Below are 16,379 nucleotides of genomic sequence, written 5' to 3'. Positions count from 1 at the left end.
TCGATGTCCCGAGGAGCAACGCCATGACCCCGACCGCCGCCGCACGCGCCCAGCAATCTGCCGCCACCCTGCGCGACCGGTTGAAGGACCCCTCGCTGCTCAAGGAGGCCTGCTACATCGACGGCGCCTGGGTCGGCACGCGGGTCTTCGCCGTCAACAATCCTGCGACTGGCGTCGAGATCGCCAAGGTCCCGCAGCTCGGTGCGGACGAGACGACCAAGGCGGTCGAGGCCGCTGAGCGCGCGTTTCCGGCCTGGGCCAAGCACACCGCAAAACAGCGCTCCAATATCCTGCGCAAATGGTTCGAGCTGATCATCGCCAACCGCGAGGACCTCGCGCTGATCCTCACATCCGAGCAGGGCAAGCCGCTGTCGGAAGCGCTCGGCGAGGTCGATATCGGCGCCGCCTATATCGAGTTCTTCGCCGAGGAGGCCCGCCGCGTCTATGGCGAGACCATCCCGACGCAGCGCTCCGATGCGCGGCTGCTCGCAATCAAGCAGCCGATCGGCGTCTGCGGCGCCATCACGCCGTGGAATTTCCCGAACTCCATGATCACGCGAAAAGTGTCGCCGGCGCTGGCCGCGGGCTGCACCGTGGTGCTCAAGCCCGCCAATGAGACGCCGCTGTCGGCGCTGGCGCTGGCCGTGCTCGCCGAGAAGGCCGGCATCCCCAAGGGCGTGCTCAACATCATCACCGGTGACGCGCCGCCGATCGGCAAGGTGCTGTGCGAGCATCCGGCGGTGCGTTTCGTCGGCTTCACCGGCTCGACCGCGGTCGGCAAGATCCTCTACCAGCAGGCCTCCGTCGGCGTGAAGCGGCTTGGCCTCGAGCTCGGCGGCAATGCGCCGTTCATCGTGTTCGACGACGCCGACATCGATGCGGCGGTCGAAGGCGCCATCGTCTCGAAATACCGCAATATGGGCCAGACCTGCGTCTGCGCCAATCGGATCTACGCCCAGGACAGGATCTACGACGAGTTCGTGCAAAAGCTCTCGAAGAAGGTCGCGGCGATGAAGATCGGCGACGGCACCGAGAGCGGCGTCACGCAAGGGCCCCTGATCAACATGAAGGCGATCGACAAGGTCGAACGCCACATCGCCGATGCGGTGAAGCGCGGTGCCAAAATCGTCACCGGCGGCAAGCGCAGCGAGCTCGGCCGCTCGTTCTTCGAGCCGACCGTGCTCGCCGACGTCAAGCCGGATTCGCTGGTGTCGCAGGAGGAAACCTTCGGCCCGCTCGCGCCGGTGATCCGCTTCAAGGACGAGGCGGACGTCATCGCGATGTGCAACGCCTCGCCGTTCGGTCTCGCCTCCTACTTCTACTCCCGCGATCTCGGCCGCGTCTGGCGCGTCGCCGAGGCGCTGGAATCGGGCATGGTCGGCGTCAACACCGGTCTGATCACCACGGAAGTCGCGCCCTTTGGCGGCGTCAAGGAAAGCGGTCTTGGCCGCGAAGGCTCGCGTCACGGCATGGAAGAATATGTCGAGATCAAATACGTGATGATGGCGGGGGTCTAAGGGCCCCCGCTCGGTCAATTCCTGCTTCGACGCAGTTGACTCGGACTGTATCCAAGCTCGTGTCGCATCCATTTGGCCAGATGCGACTGATGGGCAAAGCCCGCTTCGGCGGCGACGTCGCTTAGCTTGCGATCGCCTCGAAGGAGGAGCTGGCGCGCGTGCTCCACCCTCCGTCTCAGGATGTAGCGATGGATGGTGACGGCCATGGCTGCCTTGAACCAGGTGCGCAGATGCGAGCTGCTGACGCCGGCCTCGCGGCTGAGGATGTCGATCGTGAGCGGCCGATCGAGATTTGCGTCGATATAGGCGAGGACTCTCCGGAGTTGCGCGTTCGAGAGGCGAATGATCTCGCCCGGCGGATCATTGGCAAGGCTGAGCAATTCGACCGCCAGGGCCATGCCGACGTTTTCGGCAAACAGGGGACCGCTTGGCGAGCCCGCTTTCACGTCGCTTTCGAGCGCCTGTCCGAGCAGAATGATGCGATCATTCCGCAGCATATGATGATGCGTGAGCCGGGCGGATTCCAATTGCCGGCTTCTGGACGCCGCATGGTCCGGCATGCGCGGCGCGAGCCGGATCTGAAGCGATTTGTAGGGCGTTTCTGCCACGAAGCTGCCGAAGGCGCCGGACGGAATCACGTCGATATCGCCGGCCTGGCGCAGAAACGGGTCTCCGGTCTCAAGACAGATTGAGCGCGTCGCAGGGCTCAAGTGGATGATGATCCGGTGATCGCCGATCGGTTCGAGCGCGACGGAATCAGGCTCGGTTCGCGTGGCTGCGGCGGTGCTGCCGGTCGATGTGGGGGCCGAATTCGATCTTGATCGCACGGGCCGGCTCCAAAGTCTTCGGGCGACAAAAGTCTTGGCGGAACGTGACCGATATTTGGCGCATCGTGCGCGATTTTCAACGGCGCCGGCGTCAAACGGCTCATCTGTCGTTTCGTGACAAATGAGGATACCAGATGAGTCACTACGTGATTGTCGGAGCAGGTCCGGTCGGACGCGAAACCGCTCGTCTTCTGGCGGAAGAAGGACACAGCGTCATCCTGACCAGCAGGAATGCCGGATCGCTCAGTGCCGGAGATGTGCGTACGGTTTCGTCGGATGCCACCGATGCCGCGCAGCTCGCCGCCCTCAGCAAGGGCGCCGATGCGATCTTCATGTGCGCCATGGCAGCCTACCATCGATGGCCGACGGACTTCTTTCCGATCATGGATGGAACGGTCAAGGCGGCCGAGCAGGTCGGTGCCAGGCTGCTCGTGGTCGGAAATGTCTATGGCTATGGTGCGGGAGCCGCCAGCCCTCTCACGCCGGACCTGGAGCCGGACCCGACCAGCCGAAAGGGCACGACCCGGCACATCATGTGGCAGCGTGCACTGCGATCGAACGTTCCTGCCATCGAGATCCGCGCAAGCGACTATCTGGGCAAAGGGGCGGTCGCGTATTTCTCGCTGCTGGCGCTGCCGTCGCTGCTCAAGAACGAGCCGGTCTCTTTCCTCGGCGATCCCGACGCGGCGCACGCCTGGTCTTTTACCAAGGACACGGCGAGGACACTGGTCGCAGCGTCGCGTTTCACGGGCGAATGGGGCCGCGCCTTTCATGTGCCGTCGCAGTCCGCGTCCGTGCGCGAGTTGGTGCAAAAATTTGCCGTCGCGTTGAACATCGAAGCTCCAAATGTGCATCGGCTCACCGCAACCGATCTGGAAAGCATCGGTTTCAGCGAAGGAATCGAGATGTCCTATCTGTTCGAAAAGCCGCTCCTGCTCGACGCTGGCGATACGGAGAAGCTGCTGGGGGTCACCGCGAGCAGCCTGGACACGATGGTTCGCGACACCCTCTCGTAGGCCGCAGGCACGGTACAAGGAAGGAGACAACATGAGCCAGCAGATGACAAATCTGGTCCAGGACTACATTGCCGTTTGGAACGAGCGGGACGCCGGGAAACGCCGGCTGCTGATCGACAAGGTCTTCAGCGACGCGTGCGTCTATGTCGATCCGAATGACTCGGTCACTGGAAAGGATGCGATCGAACGCCTGGTGGAAGCCTTGCAGGCGAGAGTCCCGGATCTGCGCTTTACCCTCGCGGGCCATGTCAACGCGCATCACGACCAGGTCTTGTTCGGTTGGACGCTGGCCGCGCCGGGAGCCGCAGCGCCCGCGGCCACCGGCGTCGACATGGCGGTGCTGGATGGTGACCGCATCCGGCAGCTCCACGGTTTCGTAAATCCGCGGGACCAATAGCTCGTAGCCTGGATGGAGCGGAGCGAAATTCAGGCTCCGTCGCGTGCGGCGCGATTCCGGATTGCGCTTCGCTCCATCAGCGCTACGGGCCTGTCACCTCCGCAGCACCGCAATCGTCCTGTTCGCGAACGTCAGCCGCTCCGCCATCACCGACACGAAATAGGTCAGCAGCTTGTGGCTGAGTGCGGGGTCTTCTTCCTTGATGGCGTCGAACTGGTGCGTGTTCAGCACGTAGAGCACGCTGTCGACCTCGGCCTGGATTGTCGCGCTGCGCGGGGCGTGCGATACGAGGCCCATCTCGCCGATGGTGGTGTAGCGCCCCAAGCTGCGCACGCGCGTGGTGCGGTCGTCCTCGGCAGGCACCATGATGCCGACGCGGCCGTCGAGGATGAAATGCATGGAATCGGCGGGATCGCCGGCCTGCACGATGACTTCGCCCGCGCTGACCTCGATGCGCTGGCAGCGGTGGATCAGCGCGTCGGCATCGTCCTCGCTCTCCAAAATTCCGGCGAACCAGTCGCGCAGGCTGGCTTCTTCTTGCGCCAGCCCCTGATGCTGCGAGATGATCTCGTTCTCGCACCATTCCAGCGCGTGATCGAGCTCGGGAATGATGGTGACGCCCTCGCCGATGAAATCGCTGGAGCGCAGCACCTTCTCGGCCGCGGCCGACAGATGCACCAGGATCAGCTCGACGCCGAGCTCGGCCGCGCTGCGCTTGATCTGGGCAAAGCTGTAGGCGGCCGAGGAGTCGACGCCGGTGACGAGCTTGAAGTCGAACAGCAGATAGCGGCACTCCGGGCGCTCCTGGAGCAGCCGCTTGACGTGCTGGTACAGCCGGTTGGCGGAGCCGAAGAACAAATAGCTCTGCAGGTTGAGGCCCTGGATCTTGCCGCCATGGGCCTGCAGCACCTCCTGGTCGTCGCGCGAGCGATCGAGCGAGGAGCGATATTCCGAGCCGTCGAAACTGTACTTGATCGATTCGACCCTTGCGGCGCTGAACGCGAAAGTCGCGCAGCCGATGATGATGCCGATCAGGATGCCCGGGACGAAACCCCAGACCACGATGATTGCGATGATGGCGATCAGCGAGAGATATTCCAGCTTCGAAAGCCGCTTGCGCGATTCGATGATCCATTTGTGCAGCTGGTCGGCGCCGAGATAGAGCAGCAGGCCGCCGAGCACGAATTTAGGGATGTAGCCGAGCAGCTCCGGTGCGATCGCGAGCATCAGCAGCGACATCGCCGCGACGGTGAGGCCGGACAGGCGCCCGCGGCCGCCGCTCGAGAAGTTGAGCACCGAGCGGCTGACCGAGATGCAGCCGGCATAGCCGCCGAGCACGCCGGTCAGCATGTTGGCGGTGCCGGTGACGTTGAGCTCGCGCTCGAGATTGGCCTCGCGATGCACGGCCACCTCGATTCCCGTCGTGTTGAACAACGTGCTGGACGCGGTGACGAAAATCACGGCGACGAGATTGCCGAGCAGGTCCGGCACGGCGAACCAGGGATAGTGGATCAGGCCGTCGACGTGCCAGGGCACCATGAAGGCCGCCTGCGGCGGCGGCTGGAAGGTCCAGCCCAGCGCGCGGGCCTCATTGAGCGAGACGCCCGTGAGCCAGAACGCCAGATGCGCGGTGAGCACGCCGCCGACCAGGATGATCGGCAGCCCGAACGGGCTGCGCGAGCGATGCCAGGTCAGGTACAGCACCAGCGCCATGGCGCAGGCGGCGCCAAGCTCCGACAGCGCGATGCCGTTGGCGAGGCGCGTCAAGGTCGCGAGCTGCACGGGATGATCGGTGATGACCCGGATCGCGCCCATCACGATGAGCAGTCCGGTGGCGCCGAGGAAGCCGCCGACCACCGGATATGGCACGTAGCGGATGGCGCGGCCCATCCGCGTCAGGCCCAGTCCGCACAGAACGACGCCGGTCAGCACCGTCGACAGGCCGAGCGTGATCAGGACCGGCGACAGCAGCGGCGCTGCCGGATCGGCCGCCGCCACCCGTTCGACCAGCGAGGCCGCCAGAATGCCGGTCACCGCGGCGGTCGAGCTGTCGGGGGCGGCAATCGCGAAGGGCAGGGAGCTGCCGAGCGCGACGATGGCGGCGAGCACGGCGGAGCTGATGAAGGTCGCCGCGATTCCGTAAGCCAGATAGGGCGAGAGCGGGCCGGCGAAGATCAGCAGCGAATAGGACAGCCCGAAGGTGACCGTCAGGACGCTGGCGGCACTTCCACCCAATATATCATTCAGCGCACGCTTGAGAGCCGGCTCGAGCCGCGGAGCCGGAGTGAAGGTAATTGCTGGATCGGTCACGCCCTGCCGCTCGCCCCTGAAGGAATTCCGTTTTGAGACGTAGACGAGTACGGGCTTAGCGCAACAGGATTCTTGGAACTATGAAGTATCCGACAGTTTCGCAGCGGTTTGGTGAGGGATTGCGTTCACGACGTGTGAACGGTCAATCATATGGTGGACGGAAAAACCGAAGCTTTGGGCGGCAGCCGCGCGCTATGACAGGAAGCGGCTCCACGCCCACCGCCGTCATTCCCCGCGGAAGCGGGGAATCCAGTACGCCGCGGCCTCTCCGTATCTCATCGCCGTCTCTGGAATACTGGATCGCCCGGTCAAGCCGGGCGATGACAGCGAGAGTGTGGCGCGAGCCTGCTTCCTCCGCGCTCTGACGGCAGAGCGCGCGGCACCAGCCGCGCTAAATCTTCAGCTCTTTCCCTGTCACCCGCCGGTACGCTTCCAGATACCGCTTGCTGGTCGCATCCACGACGCTGGCCGGCAGCGGCGGTGGCGGAGCATCGCCGTTCCAGCGGCCGGCGCGGCGCTCGACGTCGAGATAGTCGCGCAAGGGCTGCTTGTCGAAGCTCGCCTGCGGCTGGCCGGGCTTGTAGGCATCAACCGCCCAGAACCGCGAGGAATCCGGCGTCATCACCTCGTCGATCAGGATGATACGGCCGTCCTTGTCGCGGCCGAACTCGAACTTGGTATCCGCGATGATGATGCCCTGCTCGCGCGCCAGCTCCTCGCCGAGCGTGTAGATCGCGCGCGTCATGCTCTCGAGCGTGTAGGCGACCTCGTCGCCGACCACTTCGCGCATCTTCGCGATGGTGATGTTCTCGTCATGGCCGCTCTCGGCCTTGGTCGCCGGGCTGAAGATCGACGGCTCCAGCTTCTCGCTCTCGACGAGACCGGCCTTCAGCTTCTCGCCCGCAAGGGTGCCGCTGGCCGCATATTCCTTCCAGGCCGAGCCGGAGAGATAGCCGCGGATCACGCATTCGATCGGAAACACGGTGGTGCGGCGCGACAGCATGGCGCGGCCGAGGATCTCGGCGCGATGCGGCTTCAAGGCCGGCACGGCCGCGATGATCTCGTCGGTGTCGGCACTGATCATGTGGTGCGGCACCACGCCTTCGAGCTTGCCAAACCAGAACGCGCTCACTTGCGTCAGCACCGCGCCCTTCATCGGGATGGTCTCGCCCATCACGACGTCGAAGGCACTGATGCGGTCCGTGGTGACGAGCAGCAGGCGGTCGTCGTCGACGGCGTAGATATCGCGCACCTTGCCGCGTCCGATCTTGGGGAGCGGCAGGTTGCTGGAGAGCATGGTGGTCATCGGCAAAGCTTTCGCACAGGACATCCGGCCGCGTCTGATGGCGCGGCCGGAAACCGGATTAGCCTATTCCGGCAGCGGAATGAACTCATGTTCCTGCGGAACCGCGGCGAAGCGGCCGGTTTTCCAGTCCTGCTTGGCCTGCTCGATCCGCTCCTTGCTGGAGGAGACGAAATTCCACCAGATGTGGCGCGGGCCCTCCAATGCATCGCCGCCGAGAAACATCATCCGCGTCGCCTTCAGCGCCTTCACGGTGATGCGGTCGCCGGGGCGGAAGATCAGCAGCCGCGGCCCCTCATAGCGCTCGTTGGCGATCTCGACCTCGCCGTCGACGATATAGATCGCGCGCTCCTCATGATCGGGGTCGAGCGGCACGGTTGCGCCCGCCACCGCCGTGACCTCGGTATAGAACCAGGGCGACACCATCGTAACAGGGGAGGTGATGCCGAAGGCGGAGCCCGCGATCACGCGCGCGGTGAAATCGCGCTCGGAGATCATCGGCAGATCGCCCGCTGCGTAGTGCTGGAACGAGGGATCGATCTCCTCCGATCCGGCCGGCAGCGCGATCCAGCTTTGCAGGCCCAGCATCTTCTGGCCGGAGGCGCGCTGCGCATCCGGCGTACGCTCGGAATGTGCGATGCCGCGCCCGGCCGTCATCAAATTCATCGCGCCCGGCGAAATTTCCTGGACGTTGCCCTCGCTGTCGCGATGCATGATGGCGCCGTCGAACAGATAGGTGACGGTGGCGAGCCCGATATGCGGATGCGGCCGCACGTCCATGCCCTTGCCGGAGACGAACTGCACCGGGCCGAAATGATCGAAGAAGATGAAGGGCCCGACCATCTGCCGCTTGCCGTGCGGCAGCGCGCGCCGCACCTCGAATCCATCGCCGAGATCGCGGGTGCGCGGCACGATGACGAGATCGAGCGCGTCGCAGGACATGGGATCGCCGAGCACGGGATCGTTCGAGGGTTGCCAGCTCATGGTGGACTCCTGTTCTTTGCTGGTATGATCGTAGCAGAACAATGATGGGAACGGGAGGAGACAGATGATTCCGCCGCTCAAGCCTGGCGCCAGGCTGCTTGAGGTCTCGGGCCCTCAAATCGAGACGGAACGCCTTATCCTGCGGCCATGGCGCGCAAGCGACATCGCGCCCAACGCCACGATGCTGAGCGATCCCGGAACGGCTCGCTTCATCGCCGCCGACGGCAAGCCCGTGACCACCGCAATCGCCGGCTGGCGCAATGCGGCGGTGATATCAGGTCACTGGGCGCTCTACGGCTTCGGCATGTTCGTGGTCGAGGAAAAGTCGACCGGCCATTATGTCGGTCGCGTCGGGCCGTGGTGCCCGCCGGGCTGGCCGGCCTTCGAGGTCGGCTGGGGCATCGCAAAAGAGTTTCGCGGCAAGGGCTATGCGGTGGAGGCGGCGCGCGCGTCGATCGACTGGTCTTTCGACAGCTTTGAGATCGACGAGATCATGCACTGTATCGAAAGCGTGAATGCGCCGTCGCAAGCCGTGGCGCGCAGGCTGGGTGCGCGGAAGGACCGCGAGATCGATCTGTTCGGCAAGCCCGCCGACGCCTGGATCACGACGCGCGCGTCATGGACGGCTTCGCGAAATTGAACCGAGGCGCGATCTCGACTAGAAAGCTTCAGGGATTCCGCTGCCCGACCGGACCAGCTTGATGTCGCTTTCCACCCTTGAGCTTTCCTTACGCGCCGCGACGGTGGCGCTGCTGCTGGTGCTGGCGGCTTCGCTCTGGCGCGACTTCCGCCATGTCGCGGCCGGACGCCTCACCATCGCACTGGCGCTGGGAACGATCGCGCATGCCGTCACCAACGAGATCGGTTCGACCGCGCCGGTTTCGCTGTGGCATGCGCCGCTAATCGCGCTGTCGACCGGCGATGCCGTGGTGGTGTGGTTGTTCACGCGCGCTCTGCTCGACGATGCGTTCGTGCCGCGTTGGTGGCACGCCCTGATCTGGGCGGCGGTCTCGGCCTACAGTTTTATCAGCTGCCTGTGGATCGCGCCGGCGGTCCACGGCCGGCCGGCCATTATTGCCGTCAATCTGCTCGCGCTCTGCTTCATCGCGCTGGCGCTCGTCCAAACCATCACGTCCTGGTCGGCCGATCTGGTCGAGCGCCGGCGTCACGTTCGGGTCTTCATGGTCGGCGCGGCCGTTCTTTATGGCGGTGTCAATGCACTGTTGGGCATATCGGTCTGGGGCCGCGATACGGCTGCCGTCGCCAATGTCGTGAACGCCGCCGTGCTGACCGGCATCGTCGCCGCGATCTGCTATACGATGATGCGGGTCAACGCCGCCGACTTGTTTCCCGCGCCGAGCACGGCGTCGACTGGCGCAGCTGAGCCGCTCATCGCAGCCGCCGATTCCGGCGCCGATCAAAAGCTCATCGACGCGCTGATGCGGCTGATGGCGGATGAGCGGATCTATCGCCACGACAACATCACGATCGGCGCGCTGGCGACGAAACTTTCGATTCCCGAATACCGGCTGCGCCGGCTGATCAACCAGCGCCTCGGCTACCGCAACTTCAATGTGTTCCTGAATAACCACCGCATCGAGGAAGCCAAGGCTGCGCTTGCCGATCCCTCCCAGGCCGAGGTTCCCGTCATCACCATCGCGATGGACGCCGGTTTCCAGTCGCTGGGTCCGTTCAACCGTGCCTTCAAGGCGGTGACGGGTGTGACGCCGACGGAATACCGCCGCCTCAAGGCCGATGCGGCGTGATCTTTTTTCACCTCTCCCCGCTTGCGGGGAGAGGTCGGATTGCCCTTGCGATCCGGGTGAGGGGGTACAGGTCTCACGGCAATGGAATCCGCGGAGAGAGGCCCCTCACCCTAACCCTCTCCCCGTAAGAACGGGGCGAGGGAGTACAGCGCACTCAGCGATCGAGCTTTTTTAGTCAATTGAAATACCTGTAGAATTTCGAAATCGACCAGCCCTCGATCAGTCTTCAACTAGGTCATTTTCCAAATCCGGCGAGCGCGCGTCGCCCGCCTCCGGCTTCCTCCCGGCACTCGCCTCGAACCGGAGAAAGCCCGTGACCCGCCGCCGCAACATCCTCCTCCTCACCACCGCCATTGCCTGTGCCGGCCTCGCCTTCGGCGCGGCGCGGGCCCGTGACGTGCCCAAGGTTGCCACCGGCTTCATTGCCCACACGCTCTGCTCGGAGACGTTCGTCTCCGGCCTCGATCCCCAGCGCGACCTCACTGAAACCACCGACGCGATGCTGGGCGCGGATCTGCTGACCTGGGCGATGAATTTGCAGATCGATCGCGCCCGCAAGGACGTCACGGTGACGCTGTTCGGCATCGGCCGCAGCCACGCCGTCTATCGCGAGGGGCTCGGCTGCACGCTCGAGCATGGGCAGGGGATCGCCGATGTCGCATTGCCGCCCGACGACAAGCAGCCCGCGTTGCTGTCCGAGGTCGCCGGTCCTGATATCGTCGCTCCGCAAAGCGAGGGCCTGGCGGCCGCGCTCGACCGCGCCTTCGCTGAACCCGCGGAGCCGCCTTATCGCCGCACCCGCGCGATCGTCGTCATGAAGGCCGGCCGCATCATCGCCGAGCGCTACGCCGACGGTGTCGGGCCGGCGACCCAGTTGCTCGGCTTCTCCATGACGAAGTCGGTGACCTCGGCGCTGACGGGCATCCTCGTGCGCGAGGGCAAGCTGAAGCTCGACGGTCCCGCGCCAATTGCCGCCTGGCAGAATCCGGATGATCCCCGTCATGCCATCACCGTCGACCACTTGCTGCGCCACACCGCCGGCATTGCGCTCGGAAGCTCGCTGGAGGCCAAGCTTGGCTCCGTGCTCGAGCCGGTCAACACCATGAAATACGCCGAGGACGATATGGCTGGTTTCGCCGAGCGCGTGCCGCTCGCCACCGCGCCGGGGACGGCGTGGAACTATCACGATGGCAATTACCTCATCCTCGCGCAGTTGATCCGCAACGCCGCCGGCGGCAAGCCCGCCGATGCGCTTGCCTTCGCGCGCCGCGAGTTGTTCGCGCCGCTCGGCATGCGCCACGTCACGCTCCAGCTCGACGCTTCGGGCACGATCGAGGGCTCCGGCGAGATGATGGCGTCGGCGCGCGACTGGGCGCGCTTCGGCCAGCTCTATCTCAATGACGGCGTCGCCGGCGGCAAGCGCATCCTGCCCGAGGGTTGGGTGAACTATTCGGCCACGGCGACGCCGGGCGGATGGGTCGGCATCGGCGCCGGCTTCTGGACCAACCGAGGTGACAGCTTTGGCGCCGACTTCCGCATCACACACGGCTGGCCGCGCGATGCGTTCTTCGCCAAGGGCACGATCGGGCAGTACACCATCGTGATCCCGTCGGAGCAGCTGGTGATCGTGCGGATGGGCCGCTCGCCGAACTGGCCGCCGGATGTGGATGGCGTGTTCGACCTCGTGCGCGATGTGGTAGCGGCGACGCGCGAGAAGGGGAAGATGGCGGGGGTGAATTGAGAGGAGCGGAGCGCGACGCGCCGCCTCTTTCTTCCTTCTCCCCTTGTGGGAGAAGGTGGCGCGAAGCGCCGGATGAGGGGTATCTCTCCGCGAGTCCAACTTTCATTTGAGGGCGCGGAGAGAGACCCCTCACCCGGCTCGCCGCTAGCGCGGCGAGCCACCCTCTCCCACAAGGGGAGAGGGGAAGAAGCGCCGCTGCTACCTCCCGAGCTCCGTCGCCTTGGTCACGCGGTCGAACCGCTCCAGCGTCATGATCGCATCGGCGAACTTTTCCGCCCGCGCGTTCAGTACCGGGCGCGCCAATGTCAAAAACTTCTGCTGCATCGCCTGCGCATCCGGGAACGAATTCGGCTCACCGGACGGATCGGCATAGAGCCGCTCGTGCACGCCATCATCCGTCGTGATGCTGACACGGGCGCCGAACGGATGGGTGCGGCCGACCTCGAGGCGGTCGTCCTGCACCACGTCGAACTTGTCGGCGAGTGCGTCGATGGCGGCATCGCCAAGGCGGTTATAGTCGTCCCAGCCGAACGAGCCCTGATCGAGCGCGAGCGCGCCGGTGAAGAACATCGAGAACTGGCCACCGACGATCGAGCGCGGGTGGCGCTTGGTCGCGGCATCGCCGGTGAGCGTGATGCCGTTGCGGTGCAGGCCGATCTCGACACGCTTGACCTGGTCGGGCGTCAGATTGTGCTCGCGCCGCATCGCGATCAGCGCGTCGATCGCAGCATGGGTGTAGCGGCAGCTCGGATAAGGTTTTACGCCGATCTTCATGGTCTCGTAGGTCTTGCCGAGCTCGGCGACCGCCTTGTCCGGATGCGCATCGTCGGTGTAGCCGGCAAGCAGGCCGTGCTTGCCCTCGACCGATTCGGTCGATCCGACGAAATCGTTGCGCGCCAGCGTTGCTGCGATCACGCCGTTCATCGCGGCGGCGCCGACCTGATAGCGCTTGTTCCAGGCGCCGTTGACCAGAAATTGCAGCGAGCCCGCGGCCTGGCTGCCGGAGACGCCGAAGGCGGAGACGATCTGCTTCTCGGAGAGGCCAAACAGCTTTCCGGCCGCCGCGGCCGCGCCATAGGTGCCGGCGGTCGCGGTCGGGTGGAAGCCGCGCGCATAATGCGAGGTCGGGTCGAGCGCGTTGCCGAGCCGGCAGCAGACTTCATAGCCTGCCACGATCGCGGTGAGCACGTCGCGCCCGGACGCGCCGACCATCTCGCCGACGGCGAAGGCGGCCGGAACCACCGGCGCGCTCGGATGCAGCGAGGAATCGGCATGGGTGTCGTCGAAATCGAGGGAATGGCCGAGCGCGCCGTTCAGGAGCGCCGCGACTGCCGGCGTCCAGGTCTTGGTGTCGCCGAACACGGTGGACTCGCCCTTGGTGTCGAGCGCGAGCGCCTCCAGCATCTTCAGGATCGAGGGAGTCGATTCCGCCTCGCTGCGGGCCCGGATGGCGCTGCCGAGGAAGTCCAGCGTCAGCACCTTGGCGCGATCCAGCACCTCCGCCGGAATATCCTGGTACTTCAGATTGACGACATAGGCGGCGAGCGTTGCGGTTTCGTGGGCCATCGTGTTTCCTCGTTTTGGCGCGCAAGTTAGGCGGGCTGATTTGGCCTTTCAAGCGGGCTTGCGGCCGCGGGCATCAGCTATGCTTTGGCTTTACGAGGGATTGGACCGGGGCTTCTGACGATGACATTCGCGAGGAAGGCGTTCGACCGGATCAGGGCGCGGCGCACGCAATTGGGGCTGGCGATCCGGGTCACGGTGGCGGCCGTGGCGGCCTATGTCATCGCCACCGCTCTGCATCTCTTGCTGCCGCTCTGGGCGGTGCTGACCTCGCTGATCGTGACCCAGATGAGCGTCGGGCGTTCGCTGAAGGCGACGCGCGACTATGTGATGGGCACGATCGGCGGCGCCATTTATGGCGGCGCCATCGCGATTCTACTGCACTATTCGAGCGAAACAGGGCTGCTGGCGCTCCTGGTGCTCGCAGTTGCGCCGCTTGCCTTCATCGCCGCGATCAATCCGAGCCTGAATGCGGCCACGGTCACCGCGGTGATCGTGCTGCTGGTTCCGACCATGCATCATGCCGATCCACTTGCTTCGGCGATCGACCGGGTCAGCGAGGTCGGCGTCGGCGCCATCACGGGACTGCTGGTGTCGTTCCTCGTTCTGCCTTCGCGCGCGGTGCGGCAGATTCGCGCCGCGGCGGCGCAATTGCTCGAGCTGATCGCCGATGCCTTCACCGAATTGCTCGCCGGCCTGACGCGCGGCCGCGACAACGACGCGCTGCACCGGATCCAGGACGGCATCGGCACGGCCATGGTGGGCATGAATGCGATCGGCGCCGAGGCCGAGCGCGAGCGCGCCGCGCGGCTGTCGAGCGGGCCTGACACCGGCCCGCTGCTGCGCACCGTGCTGCGGCTGCGCCACGACGTCGTGATGATCGGCCGCGCCACGGTGGTGCCGCTGCCGGTCGAGGTGCAGATGCGGCTCGCTGCGCCCCTGACGGAGGTCTCGACCGTGATCGCGCGCTTCCTGCGCTCGGCCGCCGCGGCCTTGCGCGAGGGTGCCGGCGCGCCGCCGATCCATCCCGTCCACGTCGCGCTCCAGCATTACGCCGAGGCGGTCGCGTCCGTCCGTCATGACGGCCTGATCCGCGGCCAGCCCGGCGACACCGCCGAACGCTTCTTCGCGCTCGGCTTCTCCTTGGAGCAGATGCACCAGAACCTCTGCGACCTCGACCGCGTCGTCGGCGAATGGTCGGAGGCAGCAAGTGACAAGTCGGCGCGTGTGGCTGAGTGAATCGAGCTAGAGGCCGAAACGAGCTCGGCCGGCAACGGCGCTCTCTCCGTTCCCTTCCCCCACTAGGGCAGGGCAATCGCATATGGCTTGCACGATGCGGCGGCATGGGCACTGGGCTCCCTCTCCCGCTTGCGGGAGAGGGGTGGGGAGAGGGTGTCTCAGCAACGGGATAATCCCCAAGAGGAGAGAGCCCTCACCCGCCGCGCTCTGCGAGCGCGTCCGCCTCTCCCGCAAGCGGGAGAGGCGGAGCAAGCCCGCAGACAATCCTCGTGAAATCCATATGCGATTGCCCTACCCACAAGGGGGAGGGAACGCGCTTCCGTTGACGCGATTGCTCATGTCTCATCTCTCTAAAGATCGAAGAACGCCAGCTGCTCTGCCTCGCGCCGCTTGATACCGTCGGTCAATCTCTTCAGCGCGACGTCAAACCCCGGCTGCTTCTGCTCCAGCTCCCAGGCGCCGTCATGGTCCCATTGAAAACACCAGCCATAGCGCTCGCCGGGCTCGACATGAAGCAGCAGGCAGCGGCTGAGCTGCGACGGTTCGGCGATGGGAATGAGGTGCCTCAATGAAACGCCATACTCCTTGCGGAAATAGGTGCAGGCGTCCTCGAGCTCGTCTTCGGAATGGGCGATGAAGTCGAATACATGGCGTTGCTGTGTGGTGAGCTCGCGAGGTGCATAGAAACGGAGCTCGGAGGAGGATTCGGGCAAGCGGACCAGCAGCTCGGTCTCGCCGCGGGTCAGCAGGAACTTGCGATAGTCGTCGGGCAGCCGGACGCCGAGCGCCTGCTCCGCCGCGTGGATGTCGGCTTCGCTCGCCGGCTTGCCGCGCTTCCAGCGCCAGCCTTTGGCGGATTTGCTCGCCTTTCGCCGTGCGACATATTCGGCATAGTCGGGCAGCGCCATGATGTCGTCGAAGCCGCCGAACCGGGACCATTGATAGGCATCGTCGAAGGCTTCTTCCCGCCGCTCGGGGAAATGCGCGCAGAGCAGCTCGGCGCGCTTGACGATCCGGTCCTGACTCGGGGAGACCTTGCAGAGATGCTCGATCGTCTGCAGCGAGGCGTCGGGATTGTCGGCCTCCAGATAGGCATCGCTCAGCAATTCCAGGATACGCCCTTCGAGATCGCCCTCGTACATCGACCACGCATAATGCGGCTGCTTGGCAGCGCGCCGCGCAACAAGCGTGTCGCGCGCCTGTTCGGCAAGACGCACCGCCTGCGCCGGGTCGTCTCCGGCAGAATAGCTGCGTCGCGCGGCATGCCAGAGATACAGCGGCTCATGCTCGGCCGGCGTGCCCCTGAGCGCGTCGAGCTGCCTCGCCTGCTCGGGCATCGGTGCGCTGAGCGCGAGGATCATCAGCTCGTCAAGGCCCTTCTGCCAGTCCGGCTTGGCTTGCGGGCCGGGCCCGAGGTCGCGCAGCGTGTAGTTGGTATGGTCTGTCTCGACATAGCCGGAAGCGACGAGCTCGGCGACATGGCGGCGGAACGCGGCGGCCGCGTCGGCGATGCCGGAAAATTCCTTGCGCAGAAACTGGTCCGCGTCAGGGTCGCCCTTCCAGTTCATGTGAACGCCGACCACCATGGGATCGCGGCCCGGGACCAGCATCAATTCGCGATCATCATCGCCCGGCGGGCGGTGGAAGAATTTTGCCAGATACATGCGACCTCCGAACGCGCCGCCGGCATCGGGGCACCATGTCTCAGTCGCGATC

General features: G+C 65.3%; 13 protein-coding genes. 7 read left to right on the top strand and 6 right to left on the bottom strand.

Going from position 1 to position 16,379, the window contains the following annotated elements:
- Positions 1-23 precede the first annotated feature (23 nt).
- On the top strand, positions 24-1,517 hold the full coding sequence (locus QA642_RS00125) for an NAD-dependent succinate-semialdehyde dehydrogenase (protein WP_283082842.1): 1,494 nt from the start codon (positions 24-26) through the stop codon (positions 1,515-1,517).
- A 14-nt stretch (positions 1,518-1,531) separates the two neighbouring features.
- Here the strand turns inward: QA642_RS00125 and QA642_RS00120 are convergent, their stop codons facing one another.
- On the bottom strand, positions 1,532-2,344 hold the full coding sequence (locus QA642_RS00120) for an AraC family transcriptional regulator (protein ID WP_283082841.1): 813 nt from the start codon (positions 2,342-2,344) through the stop codon (positions 1,532-1,534).
- Positions 2,345-2,478: 134 nt separating this feature from the next.
- On the opposite strand from QA642_RS00120, the gene QA642_RS00115 reads away from it, so the two are divergent.
- Together QA642_RS00115 and QA642_RS00110 are read left to right on the top strand one after the other, a co-directional pair.
- On the top strand, positions 2,479-3,360 hold the full coding sequence (locus tag QA642_RS00115; protein WP_283082840.1) for an NAD(P)H-binding protein: 882 nt from the start codon (positions 2,479-2,481) through the stop codon (positions 3,358-3,360).
- Positions 3,361-3,391: 31 nt separating this feature from the next.
- On the top strand, positions 3,392-3,757 hold the full coding sequence (locus QA642_RS00110; protein WP_283082839.1) for a nuclear transport factor 2 family protein: 366 nt from the start codon (positions 3,392-3,394) through the stop codon (positions 3,755-3,757).
- Positions 3,758-3,850: 93 nt separating this feature from the next.
- Here the strand turns inward: QA642_RS00110 and QA642_RS00105 are convergent, their stop codons facing one another.
- The 3 genes from QA642_RS00105 to QA642_RS00095 all read right to left on the bottom strand — a co-directional run bounded on the left by QA642_RS00105 (position 3,851) and on the right by QA642_RS00095 (position 8,354).
- Positions 3,851-6,067 carry a SulP family inorganic anion transporter gene (locus tag QA642_RS00105; protein WP_283082838.1) on the bottom strand — a complete coding sequence of 739 codons (2,217 nt, stop codon included), beginning with the start codon at positions 6,065-6,067 and terminating at the stop codon, positions 3,851-3,853.
- A 391-nt stretch (positions 6,068-6,458) separates the two neighbouring features.
- Positions 6,459-7,373 carry a phosphoribosylaminoimidazolesuccinocarboxamide synthase gene (locus QA642_RS00100; protein WP_283082837.1) on the bottom strand — a complete coding sequence of 305 codons (915 nt, stop codon included), beginning with the start codon at positions 7,371-7,373 and terminating at the stop codon, positions 6,459-6,461.
- A gap of 63 nt (positions 7,374-7,436) precedes the next feature.
- Positions 7,437-8,354: a pirin family protein gene (locus QA642_RS00095; protein ID WP_283082836.1), complete on the bottom strand. Its 918-nt coding sequence runs from the start codon at positions 8,352-8,354 to the stop codon at positions 7,437-7,439.
- A gap of 64 nt (positions 8,355-8,418) precedes the next feature.
- On the opposite strand from QA642_RS00095, the gene QA642_RS00090 reads away from it, so the two are divergent.
- The 3 genes from QA642_RS00090 (at position 8,419) to QA642_RS00080 (ending at position 11,861) form a co-directional block, all read left to right on the top strand.
- Complete coding sequence (locus tag QA642_RS00090) at positions 8,419-8,994, top strand: GNAT family N-acetyltransferase (RefSeq protein ID WP_283082835.1); 576 nt, start codon at positions 8,419-8,421, stop codon at positions 8,992-8,994.
- Positions 8,995-9,055: 61 nt separating this feature from the next.
- Positions 9,056-10,120 (top strand): helix-turn-helix domain-containing protein, encoded by a 1,065-nt coding sequence (locus QA642_RS00085; RefSeq protein ID WP_283082834.1) that lies wholly within the window; start codon positions 9,056-9,058, stop codon positions 10,118-10,120.
- 313 nt (positions 10,121-10,433) lie between these two features.
- Complete coding sequence (locus tag QA642_RS00080) at positions 10,434-11,861, top strand: serine hydrolase (protein WP_283082833.1); 1,428 nt, start codon at positions 10,434-10,436, stop codon at positions 11,859-11,861.
- A 198-nt stretch (positions 11,862-12,059) separates the two neighbouring features.
- Here QA642_RS00080 and QA642_RS00075 read toward each other — a convergent pair whose 3' ends face one another.
- Positions 12,060-13,427 (bottom strand): MmgE/PrpD family protein, encoded by a 1,368-nt coding sequence (locus QA642_RS00075; RefSeq protein WP_283082832.1) that lies wholly within the window; start codon positions 13,425-13,427, stop codon positions 12,060-12,062.
- 120 nt (positions 13,428-13,547) lie between these two features.
- On the opposite strand from QA642_RS00075, the gene QA642_RS00070 reads away from it, so the two are divergent.
- Complete coding sequence (locus QA642_RS00070; RefSeq protein WP_283082831.1) at positions 13,548-14,663, top strand: FUSC family protein; 1,116 nt, start codon at positions 13,548-13,550, stop codon at positions 14,661-14,663.
- A gap of 350 nt (positions 14,664-15,013) precedes the next feature.
- Here QA642_RS00070 and QA642_RS00065 read toward each other — a convergent pair whose 3' ends face one another.
- A complete protein-coding gene (locus tag QA642_RS00065) occupies positions 15,014-16,327 on the bottom strand; it encodes an SMI1/KNR4 family protein (protein WP_283082830.1) in 1,314 nt (437 codons plus the stop codon).
- Positions 16,328-16,379: the final 52 nt, after the last annotated feature.

The organism is Bradyrhizobium sp. CB2312 (assembly GCF_029714425.1).
In the GTDB taxonomy this organism is placed as follows: domain Bacteria; phylum Pseudomonadota; class Alphaproteobacteria; order Rhizobiales; family Xanthobacteraceae; genus Bradyrhizobium.
The sequence above is the reverse complement of the archived record's forward strand: the minus strand, read 5'-3'. Positions and strand labels throughout refer to the sequence as shown.